The organism is Streptomyces sp. CA-181903, from assembly GCF_050937075.1.
In the GTDB taxonomy this organism is placed as follows: domain Bacteria; phylum Actinomycetota; class Actinomycetes; order Streptomycetales; family Streptomycetaceae; genus Streptomyces.
This window is the reverse complement of the sequence record NZ_JBNJLY010000001.1, coordinates 374802-388349: the sequence shown is the minus strand read 5'-3', so window position 1 is coordinate 388349 and position 13548 is coordinate 374802. Positions and strand designations below refer to the sequence as shown.

Annotated in this window: 15 protein-coding genes and 2 pseudogenes; 9 read left to right on the top strand and 8 right to left on the bottom strand. The window is 76.0% G+C overall.

Annotated features, from left to right (window positions below):
• Positions 1–160: 160 nt before the first annotated feature.
• Both ACQEVS_RS01690 and ACQEVS_RS01685 read right to left on the bottom strand, forming a co-directional pair.
• Positions 161–1636, bottom strand: coding sequence for an aminotransferase class I/II-fold pyridoxal phosphate-dependent enzyme (locus tag ACQEVS_RS01690; protein WP_433014100.1), 1476 nt, complete (start codon positions 1634–1636; stop codon positions 161–163).
• 103 nt (positions 1637–1739) lie between these two features.
• Positions 1740–2110: pseudogene (locus tag ACQEVS_RS01685) on the bottom strand (ArsR/SmtB family transcription factor).
• Positions 2111–2424: 314 nt separating this feature from the next.
• On the opposite strand from ACQEVS_RS01685, the gene ACQEVS_RS01680 reads away from it, so the two are divergent.
• Positions 2425–3567 carry an MFS transporter gene (locus ACQEVS_RS01680; RefSeq protein WP_433014097.1) on the top strand — a complete coding sequence of 381 codons (1143 nt, stop codon included), beginning with the start codon at positions 2425–2427 and terminating at the stop codon, positions 3565–3567.
• A gap of 190 nt (positions 3568–3757) precedes the next feature.
• Positions 3758–4204 carry a nitroreductase family deazaflavin-dependent oxidoreductase gene (locus ACQEVS_RS01675; RefSeq protein ID WP_433014094.1) on the top strand — a complete coding sequence of 149 codons (447 nt, stop codon included), beginning with the start codon at positions 3758–3760 and terminating at the stop codon, positions 4202–4204.
• 28 nt (positions 4205–4232) lie between these two features.
• Here the strand turns inward: ACQEVS_RS01675 and ACQEVS_RS01670 are convergent, their stop codons facing one another.
• Positions 4233–4946 (bottom strand): B3/B4 domain-containing protein, encoded by a 714-nt coding sequence (locus ACQEVS_RS01670; protein ID WP_433014091.1) that lies wholly within the window; start codon positions 4944–4946, stop codon positions 4233–4235.
• A 220-nt stretch (positions 4947–5166) separates the two neighbouring features.
• Here ACQEVS_RS01670 and ACQEVS_RS01665 point away from each other — a divergent pair, with 220 nt between their 5' ends.
• Positions 5167–5523, top strand: a complete 357-nt coding sequence (locus tag ACQEVS_RS01665; protein ID WP_433014088.1) for a hypothetical protein — start codon at positions 5167–5169, stop codon at positions 5521–5523.
• Here ACQEVS_RS01665 and ACQEVS_RS01660 read toward each other — a convergent pair.
• The 3 genes and pseudogenes from ACQEVS_RS01660 to ACQEVS_RS01650 form a co-directional block, all read right to left on the bottom strand.
• Positions 5516–5926, bottom strand: coding sequence for a hypothetical protein (locus ACQEVS_RS01660; protein WP_433014085.1), 411 nt, complete (start codon positions 5924–5926; stop codon positions 5516–5518). The genes ACQEVS_RS01665 and ACQEVS_RS01660 overlap by 8 nt on opposite strands.
• Complete coding sequence (locus ACQEVS_RS01655; protein ID WP_433014082.1) at positions 5923–6234, bottom strand: hypothetical protein; 312 nt, start codon at positions 6232–6234, stop codon at positions 5923–5925. Before ACQEVS_RS01655 ends, ACQEVS_RS01660 begins: the two co-directional genes overlap by 4 nt.
• Positions 6235–6383: 149 nt before the next feature.
• Positions 6384–6812, bottom strand: a pseudogene (locus tag ACQEVS_RS01650) (hypothetical protein); the annotation flags it as partial.
• On the opposite strand from ACQEVS_RS01650, the gene ACQEVS_RS01645 reads away from it, so the two are divergent.
• The 4 genes from ACQEVS_RS01645 (at position 6741) to ACQEVS_RS01630 (ending at position 9834) form a co-directional block, all read left to right on the top strand.
• Positions 6741–7049 (top strand): hypothetical protein, encoded by a 309-nt coding sequence (locus ACQEVS_RS01645; RefSeq protein ID WP_433027180.1) that lies wholly within the window; start codon positions 6741–6743, stop codon positions 7047–7049. The pseudogene ACQEVS_RS01650 and the gene ACQEVS_RS01645 overlap by 72 nt on opposite strands.
• Positions 7050–7184: 135 nt before the next feature.
• Positions 7185–8417: a sensor histidine kinase gene (locus ACQEVS_RS01640; RefSeq protein ID WP_433014079.1), complete on the top strand. Its 1233-nt coding sequence runs from the start codon at positions 7185–7187 to the stop codon at positions 8415–8417.
• Positions 8414–9436, top strand: a complete 1023-nt coding sequence (locus ACQEVS_RS01635) for a hypothetical protein (RefSeq protein WP_433014076.1) — start codon at positions 8414–8416, stop codon at positions 9434–9436. Before ACQEVS_RS01640 ends, ACQEVS_RS01635 begins: the two co-directional genes overlap by 4 nt.
• On the top strand, positions 9433–9834 hold the full coding sequence (locus ACQEVS_RS01630) for an FUSC family protein (protein WP_433014073.1): 402 nt from the start codon (positions 9433–9435) through the stop codon (positions 9832–9834). The genes ACQEVS_RS01635 and ACQEVS_RS01630 overlap by 4 nt, the downstream gene beginning before the upstream one ends.
• Before the next feature lie 400 nt (positions 9835–10234).
• Here ACQEVS_RS01630 and ACQEVS_RS01625 read toward each other — a convergent pair whose 3' ends face one another.
• Entirely contained in the window at positions 10235–10993 is a 759-nt protein-coding gene (locus ACQEVS_RS01625) for a 3-keto-5-aminohexanoate cleavage protein (RefSeq protein WP_433014070.1), read from the bottom strand.
• A 125-nt stretch (positions 10994–11118) separates the two neighbouring features.
• Between ACQEVS_RS01625 and ACQEVS_RS01620 the strand changes: the two genes are divergently transcribed.
• Positions 11119–11418, top strand: coding sequence for a hypothetical protein (locus tag ACQEVS_RS01620; RefSeq protein WP_433014067.1), 300 nt, complete (start codon positions 11119–11121; stop codon positions 11416–11418).
• A complete protein-coding gene (locus tag ACQEVS_RS01615) occupies positions 11373–12353 on the top strand; it encodes a cytochrome P450 (protein ID WP_433014064.1) in 981 nt (326 codons plus the stop codon). The genes ACQEVS_RS01620 and ACQEVS_RS01615 overlap by 46 nt, the downstream gene beginning before the upstream one ends.
• A gap of 58 nt (positions 12354–12411) precedes the next feature.
• Here the strand turns inward: ACQEVS_RS01615 and pip are convergent, their stop codons facing one another.
• Positions 12412–13398, bottom strand: coding sequence for a prolyl aminopeptidase (gene pip, locus ACQEVS_RS01610; RefSeq protein ID WP_433014061.1), 987 nt, complete (start codon positions 13396–13398; stop codon positions 12412–12414).
• Positions 13399–13548: the final 150 nt, after the last annotated feature.

Genomic DNA, 13548 nt, shown 5'->3' with positions numbered 1-13548 from the left:
GCGGCCCCCGAGCCGTTCGGCCGCACGGGACGTGCGCGCGGCGGAGCGGCGCGGGACACTCGGCGGAGCGGGCCCGCCGGGGGCACGAGGGGTGCTGCGCCTCCCGCGGGGAAGCCGGGGGCATGAGGGTGCTGCGCCTCCCGCGGGGAAGCCGGGGCAGTCAGGAGCCGTCGGTCTCCCGCGCCACCCGGACCGTCCGCAGCTCCGGGTCCGCCGCGTCCGGCAGGTTCATCCCCGCCCCGATCCCCGTGCGCAGGTACTCCAGCACCGGCCCGGTGAGGCGCTCGCCGGGCAGGGCCGCCGGGATGCCCGGCGGGTACGGGGTCAGCATCTCGGCGGCGATCCGCCCCTCGGCCCGGTCGTGGGGGACGTCCTCGACGGGCCCGAAATAGGCGTCCCGGGGCGGCAGGACCTGCTCCATGCGCAGCTCGCGCGGCGACGGCACGGCGACGGCGGGCGCGGGACGCAGCCCGGGCGCCCGCTCGGACAGGTCGCGCAGCGCGTCGAGCAGGGTCCGGACGGTCTCCTCGTCGTCGGCGTGGGTGAGCTGGGCGCTGATCCGCCGGTGGTCGACGAGGTGCAGGTCGATGTGGTGCTCGTCGCGCAGCCAGTCCGCGGCCCGGTAGCCCGTGGTGCCGAGCTCGGCGATGTCGATGATCACGGGCAGCGGGTCCAGGTCCGCCGCCAGTCCGGTCCCGGTGAAGTCGGCCCGGTCGTTGACGTGCAGCCCGTCGATCCGCTCGATCCCCTTGCGCACCGATGCCGCCAGTTCCAGCGTACGGTCCAGCAGTTCGTGGCCGTGCAGCATCATCTGCCGCCGCCAGCCGTCGATCCCGGCCAGGATGAGGACGGACGGACTGGTGGTGCCCAGCAGGTCGGCGCGGGACTTCAGCGCGGCCGGGTCGATGAGGTCGCCCCGGAGGTGGAACACCGAGCCCTGCTCCAGGCCGCTGCCCATCTTGTGGATGCTGGTCACGCACACGTCCGCGCCGGCGTCCATGGCCCACGTCGGCAGGTCGGGGTGGAACGGGAGGTGGGCGCCCCACGCCTCGTCCACGATGAGCGGGCGTCCCCGCCGGTGGCAGACCTCGGCGATGCCCTCCAGATCCGCGCAGGACCCGTACGGGGTCGGGCTGGTGACCAGCGCGCCGCGCGCGTCCGGGTGCGCCGCGAAGGCCCGTTCGAACGCCTCGGCGGACGGCGGATGGGCGAGGTGCCGCTCCGCGTCCCACTGCGGTTCCACCCACACCGGGCGGATGCCGGCCAGGATCAGCCCGGCGACCACCGACTTGTGCGCGTCCCGGCCGACCAGCAGTTCCTCGTGCGGGCCGGCGACGGCCAGCATCGCCGCCTTGACCGACAGCGAGCTGCCGCAGGTGGTGAAGAACGTGTGCTCGGCGTGGACGGCCTCGGCCATCAGCGCCTCCGCCCGCTCCAGGACCCGGCCGCTGGTCCGCCGGTCGTCCAGACCGCCGGTGGCCAGGACATCCGCGCGGAACACGGCGTCCCCCAGCTCCCGGCGGGCGGCCGGATCGGCGCCCCTGGCCTGTTTGTGGCCGGGCGGGGTGAACGGCAGCCGGCCCGCCTCGTGGTAGGCGGCGAGTGCTTCCAGGACGGGTGCCTGCGTGTGGTCCATCGGTTCCCTCCGGACGACCGGTGACGTTCGCCAGGCGTCTGACCCGATGCCCGCGCGGGAAACCCGGCCCGCCCGGAGGGCCGCGCCGGCCGGCCGCCGGGCGTCACCCGGACGGGGGCGTCCAGTCGGCCACCAGTGCGAGCAGCCCGGGGAACCGGGCCTCCAGGTCCGCCACCCGTACCTGGCTGCGCCGCTCCAGCCCGTACTGGCGCTGTCGGGTGACGCCGGCCTCGCGGAGCGCCTTGAAGTGGTGGGTCAGCGAGGACTTGGGCCGGTCGAGACCGAACCAGCCGCACGGGTGGTCGAACGCCTCGGATTCCAGCAGCAGTTTGCGGACGACGCGCAGCCGCAGCGGATCGCTCAGCGCGCCGAGGACGGTCTCCAGCCGCAGGTCCGCCACGTCGGGCTCGGGCAGGGGGCCGGCGCGCCGGCCGGCTCCGGGGGGACGGCGAAGGCGGGGCGGGAGTCGGTCATCTGCTTCCTCGTTTCCAACGGAGTCCGGACGGCCGTGGATTGTACGAGTTTGATCGTACTACGTGCTAGGTTCGAAATAACTCGTACAGCGGCGCCTCCGGGTGCCGCCGACGGCGCGCCGGCCTGCCCCGGCCCCCGACTCCCTCGACGCCCACGACTTTCTCGACTTCCTCGATCTCGTCGGCTTCCAGACTTCGAAAAGGAGCTCCGGTGACGGACATCCGGCTCGCCCCCGTGGACGCACGCCCCGCCCGCCGAACGGCCGCCACTCCCGGGGCCGCCCCCGCCGGTGGCTCTGGGCGGCCGCCTGGCCCGTGACGGCCGTGTTCGCCCTCTCCAACGCCGCCACACCGCTCTACGCGCTCTGGCAGCGGGACATCGGCTTCTCCCGCGGGACCCTGACCCTCGTCTTCGCCTGCTACATCGCGGGCCTGATCGGCTCGCTCCTCGTCTCGGGCGTCCTCTCCGACCGGATCGGCCGGCGGCCCGTCCTCGTCCCGGCGGTGCTCCTCGCCCTGGTCGCCTGCGGGATCTTCGCCACCGCCTCCTCCGTCGCGGCCCTGATGGCCGCCCGGCTGCTCACCGGGATCGCCGTCGGCGCGGTCGTCTCCGCCGGCATGGCGGCCGTCTCCGACGTCGCCGGACCAGCGCGCAAACGGCAGGCGGCGCTGCTCGCCTCCACCGCGATGGTGCTCGGCGCGGGCCTCGGCCCGCTGCTGGCCGGCGTCCTCTCCGAGACCCTCCCCGCCCCAACCGCCACCGTCTTCGGCGTCGAGGCCGTCCTCCTCGTCCTCGCCCTGGCCGTCGTCCTGCGCATGCCCCTTCCGCGGCCGGCCGGCGGCAGCGGCGGCTCCTGGATCCGGGTGCCGGGCGTGCCGCGCGGCCGGGGCGGCGACCTGCTGCGGGGCATCGCCGTGTTCGCCCCCGGCATCACCGCCACCTCGTTCGTCCTCTCCCTCGGCCCCTCCCTCCTCTCCGGTCTCCTCGGCACCACCAACCGGGTGGTCGCCGGTGCCATGGCCTTCGTGATGTTCCTCGCCGCCACCGGCATCCAGTTCGCCGTCCGCCGGCTGTGCCCCGAGACCGTCCTGCTCGGCGGCGCCGTGAGCACCGTCCTCGCCATGGCCGCCCTCGTCGGCGCGGTGCGCCTCTCCTCGGCCGTCCTCCTGATCGCCGCCGCGCTGCTCGCCGGCGCCGGCCAGGGCCTGGGGCAGCTCGGCGGGCTCTCCCTGCTCAACGCCGGCGTCCCGGCCCGGCGGCTCGCCGAGGCGAACGCGGCCATGAACGTGGGCGGTTACGTACCGGCGGGCACCCTGCCCGTCGCCGCCGGCTTCCTCAGCGACGCGGTGGGGCTGCCGACCGGCGCGACGGTCTTCGCGACGGTCCTCGCGGTGGTGGCGGCGGCCGGCGGGCTGACCGTCCTGGCCCGCCGGGGCCGTGCCGTCGCGGCCGTCTGACGCCGCGGGGCCGGGTGGGGGTGGGGCCGGGAATGCGTCCCGGCCTCACGCGCTTGTTCCGCGACGGTGGTGGACGGGGTGAACTCCCGTGCGCCACGGGTATGCCTGAGCCTGTGTGGGCCGGAGGCGTTCACCCGACGGCCCGCCGGAGACCGGCCGAGACGGAAGTGCCGAGAGAAAGGCAGAGGACATGCCGCTGGAAGGCGAGTACGAACCGAGCCCCGAGCAGTGGGTCAGGGACCAGGTGGAGCAGTACGAGAGCTCCGGCGGGACCGAGGGGACGACGCTGCGCGGCATGCCCGTCGTCGTCCTCACGACCCGCGGGGCGAAGAGCGGGAAGCTCCGCAAGACGCCCGTGATGCGGGTCGAGCACGAGGGCCGGTACGCCGTCGTCGCCTCGCTCGGCGGCGCCCCCAAGCACCCGGTCTGGTACCACAACCTCAAGGCCGACCCCCGGGCCGAACTCCAGGACGGCCCCCTGCGGCAGGACATGACGGCCCGTGAGGTGACCGGCGAGGAGAAGGCCCGCTGGTGGGAGCGCGCGGTGGCGGCGTACCCGGACTACGCGGACTACCAGAAGAAGACCGACCGGGAGATCCCGGTCTTCGTCCTGGAGCGGGTGCCCGACGGGCACTGAGCGGGCGCTTCCGGCCCGGGGGTCCGAGTCAGCCGGTCAGCAGCCGGGACTCCAGCACCGCCCCCGGGCTGGTCTCCGTCAGCGCCTCGGCGAGGGCGTCCCCGGCCGCGGCGAGCTCCGCGTCGCTCATCGGCCCGAGCGCGTCGAGGACGAACAGCGCCCGGGTGGTGGTGCCGGTGAGCCGGGTGCGGGTGCACTGGCGCCAGTTCCAGCGCCGGCAGGTGACGCCCGCGTCGTCCCGCCAGACCACCTCACCGGGCGGGCAGTGCTCGACGACGGCCTCCCCGCCCGCCGTGGTCTCGAACGGCTCGTCGCCGGTGGCCCGGACCAGCCGGGGCGCGCCCGTGTAGTGGTCCAGGTCCTCGCCGCCGAGCGGCAGGGCGTGGGCGACGGAGACCGCGTTGTAGACGTCGGTCAGCCGGTCCACGCGCGGCAGGCCCGCCGGGACGCGGCGGAGCAGCGCCTCGGCGCTCGGCCGGGTCCGCTGCGGCTTGGCGCCGAACGCGCGGAACGCCTCGCGCCAGGCGGCCAGGTGCGGGTGCTCCTCCGGCGGCGCGGCGTCGAAGCGGCGACGGGCGGTCTCCTCGGCCGCCGCCAGCAGCCGCTCGCTCGCGGCGTCGCTCGGCCCGGGCCGGAGGTCCTCGGCGGCGACGAGGAGGGCCCGGTAGTCGGGGCGCAGCACGTGCACCGCCCGGTCGACGGTGGCGGTGTCGAGCAGGCTCTTGAGGTCGGCGGCGGACATGACTCTCCCTGGGTTCACTGGACTGCACTCAAGAGTGTCACAGAATGCACCGCAAGGGAATCGGACTCTTCCGGCCGGGGTCGTCGAATCTCGGACGAGGCGGTCGAAGCAGTCGTAGTTGCGCTGCGCGACGATCCGGCCGTCGCGGAACTCCAGAAACACGGCGAGCCGCGCCCGCAGCTCGTGCCCGACAGGGAGTGCGCCCAGCGGCACGGCGAGCGTGCCGCGCCAGCGGACCTCCAGGACGACCGACCGTGCCGCCGGCCGCGACCGCCTCGACGACGTCGAACGCCTGCCCGCTCAGCACGGCGCGGCCCCGCTCCGCCGCCTCCAGGATCCCGAGCAGGTCGCGGACCGCGCCGTCGGGGGCGAGGGCGTTGGGGAACTCGTGCTGCACGACGTCCGGAGGGAAGAAGAGCGCCGGCTCTTCGGCGGTGACCCGGCGGGCCAGGGCGGTGTGGCAGCGGAGGGCGGTCTCGGCGTCGGGGTGCCGTGGGGTGCCCGTCATGGCCGTCAGGGCAAGGGCGCGGCCGTGGTGCGCGGAAGGCGCCCGTGTGGGGGCGGGGGAGTCAGGTGAGCCCGAACACGTCGACCGCGTCGCCGAGCGGCCGGTAGCGCCCGGGGGCGGTGGTGAAGACCGTCCACCCGGAGGGGACCGCGACGGCGGCCGTGTGCGCGAGGGCGATGTCGTCGAGCGCGTACCGCCGCATCATCGTCCCGGCCGCCTCGACGGCCGTCAGGTCCAGCGGCCGGATGAGCACCGAGGGCCCGCAGCGGGCCAGCAGCAGCTCCAGTGCCGCCCGGGCGCGGCCGGGCTTCTCGCGCTCGGCGAGGACGAGCTCGGTCTGCGGCACGTTGACCGAGACGGCGTGCCAGCTCCAGCGGTCGGTGAGGACCTCGTGCTCAATCCTGCGGTCGGTGGCCAGGTCGGAGAGGAATCCGGCGTCGAGGACGACGCCCGTCACCGCGTCGGCCGTCACGCGGCGCTGCTCCGGCGGGTGGCGATGTACTGGTCGAGGGGCAGCCGGGTACGGCGGCCGGTCGCGTCGTCCGCCCACTCGCGGGCCAGGGCGATGTACTCCTCGTCCACGCCGAAGTCCCGCCGCAGCCGCTCCTCGCTCTCGCGGTGGCGGCGGTCGCGGTCGATCTGGCCGGCCAGTGTTCTCGTCACGAAGGCGGACACGGACTCGATCACGTTCGCGTCCTGCATGCCGCGCAACTGCTCGGCCAGCTCGCGGGGGACCGTGATGCTGATCCGCTCGAAGTCGGGGGTCTGCTCGTCGCCCATGGTCGAATACTACGGGAGCCACCCCCGGGCGCACCGCCCGTCCCGCGAGGCGGCGGCGCACGCCGGGGCCCGGGCTCCTGACTTCGCAACGCGCGCCGTGAGCGCGGGGGTTGACGCTCCGCGTCGCGCGCGCCGGTGAGGGCGGACGGTCACGGGGACGCCGGGCCGGGGGTGTCGTTGTCGGCGTCCTCTCCGCCGGACGGTCTTTCGCCGTCGCCGTCGCCGTCGCCGTCGGCCGTGTCTTCGTCCTCGTCTTCGACGAGGGTCGCGTCCGACACCAGGGCGCGTGCGGCGTCGGCGGAGTACCGCTCGTCGGCGTGGAGAGCGAGGCCCAGGGCGACGCCCTGGCTGAGGCCGATGAACAGGCCGCGGAGCGCGGTGGTCAGCCGGTGGGCCTGACGCGGCGTCACGACGCTCGCGCGGTGCGGTCGCCCGGTGAACACCGCGACCAGCCGGCCCTCCTGCTCCCGGAACGTCGCGGCGAACCGGGCGCCCGGCTCGGGGTCGTGCACGGCCATGTCCAGCAGGGTGATCTGCAGTGCCATGGCCGCCCGCGCGTCGGGGGCGTCGCGCTGCCGGCCGGCGCGGGCGTCGGGCTCGGGTGCGTACGCCGCCGTCCGCTGCCCGTCTACCAGCGGCTGATGATCGCCTACGACGGCGGCTGGGCGCCGGCGACGCTCGCCGCCCTGCTGGTGGCCTGGCGGGGCGGCACCGTAGGGGGCGAGATATGGCTCGGCTACCAGGTGACGGCCCCGCCGGTGCTCGCGGCGCTGCTGGCGTGCGCCGCCCCTCCCGCGCGGCCCGTCGTGTCCTGACGGCCTGCCGCCCAGCTCCGCCGGGCGCGGGTGGGGGAGCCGGTCTAGGGTCGGAACCGTGCGGTACCGGACAGGACGGGACGGAGGCGGGCCGCCCGGGTGTTCCGGGCCGGCCCGCCCGGGCGGCGGCCCCCGATGACCACCCACCACCGGGAGGAACGGCTGGGCGGCACCACGGCGCTCGCCTCCCGTCGCGTGGCCTGGATCCGGCTCGCCATGACCGTCCCCTTGTTCATGGCGGGCCGCCGGCCGCCCGACGTCTCGTACCGGCACTGGTTCGACGGCCTGCTCGTCGCCTACCTGCTCTGGGCCGTCGGGCGGATGCTGTGGATCCGGCGCCGCCCGGTGGCCGGCGTACGCGGCGCCGCCGGCGCCCTCGTCGTGGACCTCGCCCTGATCACGGCCCTCGCCGCGGTCTCCGGCGGCCCGGACTCCCCGGTCCGCTACGCCTACTTCCTCTGGTCCACCGCCACCGTCCTATGGCAGATGCCGAAGGTCACGGCCGTCTTCGGCGCCGTCTGCGTGGTCTGCTACGCTGCGATGTCGGTGCCGCACACCCTGACGCACCCGGCGGCGGACTCCTGGAACATCGTCGTCGACGAGGCGTACCTGCTGTGGACGGTCGGCGCCTCGGTGCTCATCGCGGTCCTGCTGGCCCGGCGCAGCCGGCGGGTGGCCGAACTCCTCGACACGCGCGAGCTGCTGCTCGACGACGCGCTCGCCGCCGAGACCCGGGAACGGTCCCGGGTCGCCGACGCCCTGCACGACGGCGCGGTGCAGACGCTGCTGGCCGCCCTCCACGACCTGGAGGAGGCCGAGGAGGGCGTCACCGATCCGGCGGCCCGCGCCGCCCTCGGCCGGGCCCAGGGCGAAGTGCGGCGCACCGTCCGGGAGATGCGGGAGATCATCTTCAACCTCCATCCGCAGATCCTCGCCGCCGCCGGGCTGGGCGCCGCGCTGGAGGCCGCGGGGGAGCGGTTCGCGCGGCGCGGCGGCTTCCGCGTCCACTACGACGTACGGCTGCCCGGCCGCGTCGGCCACGAGGCCCTGCTCTACTCCACCGCCCGGGAACTCCTCCGCAACATCGTCAAGCACGCGCGGGCCGACGACGTATGGCTGACCCTGGCCACGGAGGGCGACGAGACCGTGCTGACCGTCCGCGACAACGGCGTCGGCTTCGACCCGGGCATCGTCCAGGAGCGGCTGCGCGCCGGGCACATCGGCCTGGCCAGCCACTACGTACGGGTCGAGAGCGCGGGCGGGCGGTTCACGGCGGACAGCGCGCCCGGCGCCGGCACGACGATCGAGGTCCGGCTGCCCACGGCGGCACCCGGCCCCCCGCCGCCCGCCGTCCCGACCGCTCCATGACCGGACCGCGTTCCGGGGCGTGGGGGACGGGGCGGAGGAAACGACGGCCCGGCCCGCTGCGGCGACCCGCTCTCCTCCGGCCCGGGGGCCGGCCGCGGTACGCGGACGGCGTCGCCGCCGGGGCCGCGCTCGTGGTGCCGCTCGCCGTCGGCGCCGCCACCGGCCACCCCGGCACGGGCGCGGCCGTCGCCCTGCCGGCGGTCCTGCTCGCCATGCCCTTTCCGGAAGGCGCGGGCCGGGCCGAACGCGCCCGCTGCCTCGCCGTACGCGCCGCCTGGACGACCGCCGCCGGCGTCTACACCGCCCTCGCGGGCAGCGGCGTACTCGCCCTGGCCCTGGGCGTGGGCGTCACCGCCTTCACCGGGGCCCTCTTCCCCCGCGTGGGCACCACGGCGGCCCTCGCCGTCCTCCTCACCGGCATCACCGGCGCTCAGGGGGCTCCACCGGAGGGCCTGCCGGTCCCGGGTCTCGCGCAACTGGTGGGGTGCGCCTGGACGTCGGCGCTGCTGCTGCCCCTCCGGCAGCGGCCGTCCGCCGGAAGGAGCCGGACCGGGGCCGGGCCGAGGGCCGGCGGGGGCGAACGAGCACCGGCCGTCACCGCGTCGAGGGCCGACGGCACCGGGCCGGCCTCCGGCGGTCCGGAACGCCCGCCGCCCGCCACGGCGCGCTCCGCCCCCGGGGTACGGCGGACGCCCTCGGACGGGGAGCGGCCCACCGCCGACGGGGTGGGGCCGGGCTGGCGGACGGCACGACCGCCTTCCGGCGGGGTGAGGGAGTGCCCCGGGCCGGAAGGGCGACCGCGCGCCGCACGACGGCCGTCGCACGACGGAACGGCGGAGTCGGCTCCGGCCGGGGCGACCGGCCGGCCGGTGAGGCGGGACCGCGGCCACCACCCGCGTCCCCGCCCCCGCCGGCCGGCCGGTCGCGGCACGCCACCCGCCTCGGCACGCTCACCGCCGCGGCCGTGGCCGTCACCGGAGCCCAGGGCGGGCTCTGGGGCGAGGGGCACTGGTTCGTGACGTCACTGCTCCTGACGCTGCGGCCCACGCCCGAGGAGACGCGGACGAAGTTCGCCAAGCGACTGGTGGGCAACAGCCTCGGCGGGGTGGCGGCCGCGCTGATCCTGCTCTGCGATCCCGGCCCGTACGCCGTGGCGGCGCTCGTCGGTGTGTCCGGCGCGGCGGCCTACGCCTTCCGCCCCGCCGACTACGTGTACTGGTCGCTCGCCTCACCCGTTCTGCTGCTCCTCCTCAGCGACTTCGACGAACCGGTGCCCTGGTACGCGACGGCGGTGCGCGTCGCTCTGAACCTGGCCGGCGGCTGCGTCGCCCTCCTCGCGACCCGGCTGCTGTGGCCCACGACACGGGCCGCCGCCGCGGCCCGGTCCGCGCGCGGGCGAGGGCGGTCCCGGACGTGAGGCCGCCGATGCCGGATGGCGCGCGGGGAGAGTCCGGTTAGTACGACGGCCTCGCCGATCCGCGTGCGCTTGCCGTCAACGCGCCGGCCGCCCTGGCCTTCACGGCCCGGGTTCCCGAACGGCACGACGTGTCGCCGGGGCGTGTACCCGCTGGTCGCGCGCGGGCCGGCTCCCCTGGTGTTCCTCCCGGAGGCACCGCCGCGGTCCCGGCCCACCCGTCCGGATCGTCATCCTGACCGCCGTCATCCCAACCGCCGTCATCTCGACCGCCGTCATCGTGGCGGCCGGGATCGTGGCGCGATCATGGCACCGGCCGTCGGGGACAAGCCGGAGCCGCAGGGGAACAGTCCGGCCGGGAGAGCCGACCGCGCACCGGCCCAGGACGACGGGTCGGCCGGTGTCACCCCCGCTCGTCCACGCCGCCACAACGGCGGCCGCCGTCGGCTTCGGCGACGGACGCCGCCGCCCGTGTGAGCGCCGCGTTCCCGGGGGCCGGGGCGCCGTCCGGGAGATGGAGGGTGTCCTCCAGACCGACGCGGGCCGACAGGCCCCGGCGCAAGGCCAGGCGGAGTACGGGCCAGGCGCCGCCGTCCTCGCCGTGGAGGAGGACGGGGGCGGGCAGGTCCGGGCCGAGGGCGGTCAGCAGGGCCCGGGCCGTCGTTTCGGCGGTGGTGGGGTCGGGTTCGGTGACCTCGGCCAGGATGCGGAGCGCCGCGCCCGCGAAGGGCGAGGCGCGAAAGCGGGTCACCGCGTCCGTGCCGGAGAACAGGCCCGCCTCGATGGCGACGCCACGCTCGGCCAGTGCGGCGGCGACCAGGTCGGCGCCGTCCTCGTGCCAGTTGACGGACGCGTGGTCCGGCAGGACGGTCCACGAGCGCACCAGCTCGGCGCGTATCCGCGGGTCGGGCGCCGCCCACGCGCCCGTGGTGACCCCGACCGGGACCCCCGGCACCGCGGCCCGTATCCGCGACACGGTGTCCGCGACGGCCTCCGGGTCGAGAGTGTCGGCTCCGGTGGCGTCCTTCGGATGCACGTGGAGGTCCACCGCCCCGGCGGCGACCGCCTCCCGCGCCGCCTCCGCCAGTTCGGCGGCGGTGACGGGCAGGCCCGGATGCTCGCGCCGGTCGCGGGAACCGTTGAGACACGCTTGCAGGATCATGCCGTCAGCATGGCAGCAGGGTCTGACAACGGCCGTCTCGTTGTAGGGATCCCACAGGCCCGGCCCGTCCGCCCTGACCCTTGCCGCACCGGTGCCCGGGCCCGTGCGTCGGTGAGGATGAGCGGGTGGCCGATCTCCTGAACCCGGCGGACCCCGCCTTCGCGCGCGACCCCTACCCGTACTACGCCCGGCTGCGCGCCCGCGGCCCCGCGGCGCGGGTGGAACTCGCCAACGGCACGCACGCCTGGCTGGTCACCGGCTACCGGGAGGCCCGGGCCGTCCTGTCGGACCCCCGCTTCTCCAACGTGCCCCCGAAGGCCGCCGGCCGCCCCGGCCCGACTCGCCCGCCCGCCGCGCCCAGGCGTGCCTCGCCCGTCACATGCTCAACTCCGACGCCCCCGACCACACCCGGCTCCGCCGGCTGACCACCGCCGCGTTCACCCCGCGCCGCGTCGACGCCCTCCGCCCGCGCATCGCGCGGCTGGCCGCCGGGCTGGCCGGGGACCTCGCGGCCCGGCTGGAGCGGGACGGCACCACCGACCTCGTCGACGCGTTCGCCTTCCCGCTGCCCGTCCTCGTCATCGGCGAGGTGCTCGGCGTCCCCGAGGCCGACCGCGCCGACCTGCGCGCGTGGACGTACCGCGTCGGATCGCCCGCCGACGCGCTCGCCCCCGGCGCGGTGGACGACGCCTGGACCGCCCTCCACGCGTACTTCACCGCGCTCATCGCGGACAAGCGGCGCGCACCCGGCGACGACCTCTTCAGCTGTCTGGTGCACGACGCCCGGGAGGGCGGCCTGGCGGACGGGGAACTCCTCGCCATGGCCTTCCTGTTGCTGTTCGCGGGCTACGAGACGACCATGAACCTCCTCGCCTCCGCCACCCTGCTGCTGCTCACCCACCCCGACGAGCTCGCGGCCGCCCGGCAGGACACCGCCGGGCGGTACTGGGACGCCGTGACCGAGGAGGCGCTGCGGCACGCCAGCCCGCTGGAGGGGACCACCTGGCGGCGGACGACCGAGGATGTGGACATGGGCGGGGGAGCGGTCATACCCGCCGGAGCCTCCGTCCTCGTCGTCCTCGCCGCCGCCAACCGCGACCCCGGCCGCTTCCCGGAACCGGACGCCTTCCGCCCCGGCCGCTACCTTCCCGGTCCCGAACGGGCCGCCGCGCACGCCGCGTTCGGCCACGGCCCGCACTTCTGCCTCGGCGCCCGGCTGGCCCGGCTGGAGGCGACGGTCGCCCTGCCGCTGCTCTTCGACGCGCTGCCGGGGCTGCGGCTCGCCGTCGATCCAGGGCTTCTTCCGTACCGGCCGGGGCTGTTGGTGCGCGGGCCGCGCGAGCTGCCCGTGGCCTGGTGACGGCCCGCTGAGGGGACGATCGCCGAACGCTTGGAAATGGGAGGGCTGTTACCTCCCATCACGCACCCGCCTCGGTGGCGAACCGGTCCAGCGCCGCACGGGCCTCCGACCGGAAGGTCTCGCTGCCCAGGTGGCCCGCGTCGGGGACGATGATCAGCCGGGCGTCCGGCCACGCCCTGGCCAGTTCCCAGGCGGTGGCCGGCGGGCCGGCGACGTCGAACCGGCCGTGCAGCAGCACACCCGGGATCCCCGCCAGCCGGTGCGCGTCCCGCAACAGGGCGCCCTCCTCCAGCCAGGCGCCGTGCGCGAAGTAGTGGGCGGCGATCCGGACGAAGCCACGCCGGGCCCTCGGCGGGCGGCCGGTGTAGGGCGCGGGGGTGGCGCCGGGTTCGGCGTCGGGTTCGGCGGAGACGACCGCGTCCTCCCAGGCGCACCAGTCGCGTACGGCCCGTTCGCGAACGGCGGGGTCCGGATGCTCCATCATGCGGGCGTACGCGGCGATCAGGTCCCCGTCGCGCTCCGCCGGCGGGACGCCGTCCCGGAAACGTCCCCACTGCCCGGGGAAGAAGCGGGCGGCGCCCCGGTACAGCCAGTCGATCTCCGAGCGGCGGGTGGTGGTGACCCCGGTGATCACGATCTCCGCCACCCGCTCCGGGTGCCGCTCGGCGTACGCCAGGATGAGTGTGGACCCCCAGGACCCGCCGAACAGCGTCCACCGGTCGACGCCCAGGTGCTCGCGCAGCCGTTCCATGTCGGCGATCAGGTGGTGGGTGGTGTTGTGCCGCATGTCGGTCGACGGGTCGGCGGCGTGCGGTGTGCTGCGGCCGCAGCCGCGCTGGTCGAAGAGGACGACCCGGTAGCGGTCCGGGTCGAAGAACCCGCGGGCCCCCGGCGAGCAGCCGGACCCCGGCCCGCCGTGCACGACGAGCGCCGGCTTCCCGTCCGGCCGGCCGGACGCCTCCCAGTGGACGAGGTTGCCGTCCCCGACGTCGAGCATCCCCTCGTCGTACGGTTCGATCGGCGGGTAAAGCGCTTCGGTTGCCATGTCGGGACCCCCTGGTGGTGTGGTGTGACGTATCCGCACGCTAGCCGGGGCGGGCGGTTGACCTTGCCCCTGGGGGAAGCCTCAGCATCGGCGGTGCGATGCCGGGCGACAGGCCCGGCGCGAGGAAGGACGAAGGACGGAAGGACGAAG

Coding starts and splice junctions, on each gene's coding strand:
- ACQEVS_RS01640 (WP_433014079.1), top strand. CDS start 7,185: ATGACCACCCACCACCGGGAGGAACGGCTGGGCGGCACCACGGCGCTC.
- ACQEVS_RS01655 (WP_433014082.1), bottom strand. CDS start 6,234: ATGGGCGACGAGCAGACCCCCGACTTCGAGCGGATCAGCATCACGGTC.
- pip (WP_433014061.1), bottom strand. CDS start 13,398: ATGGCAACCGAAGCGCTTTACCCGCCGATCGAACCGTACGACGAGGGG.
- ACQEVS_RS01690 (WP_433014100.1), bottom strand. CDS start 1,636: ATGGACCACACGCAGGCACCCGTCCTGGAAGCACTCGCCGCCTACCAC.
- ACQEVS_RS01615 (WP_433014064.1), top strand. CDS start 11,373: ATGCTCAACTCCGACGCCCCCGACCACACCCGGCTCCGCCGGCTGACC.
- ACQEVS_RS01675 (WP_433014094.1), top strand. CDS start 3,758: ATGCCGCTGGAAGGCGAGTACGAACCGAGCCCCGAGCAGTGGGTCAGG.
- ACQEVS_RS01670 (WP_433014091.1), bottom strand. CDS start 4,946: ATGTCCGCCGCCGACCTCAAGAGCCTGCTCGACACCGCCACCGTCGAC.
- ACQEVS_RS01635 (WP_433014076.1), top strand. CDS start 8,414: ATGACCGGACCGCGTTCCGGGGCGTGGGGGACGGGGCGGAGGAAACGA.
- ACQEVS_RS01625 (WP_433014070.1), bottom strand. CDS start 10,993: ATGATCCTGCAAGCGTGTCTCAACGGTTCCCGCGACCGGCGCGAGCAT.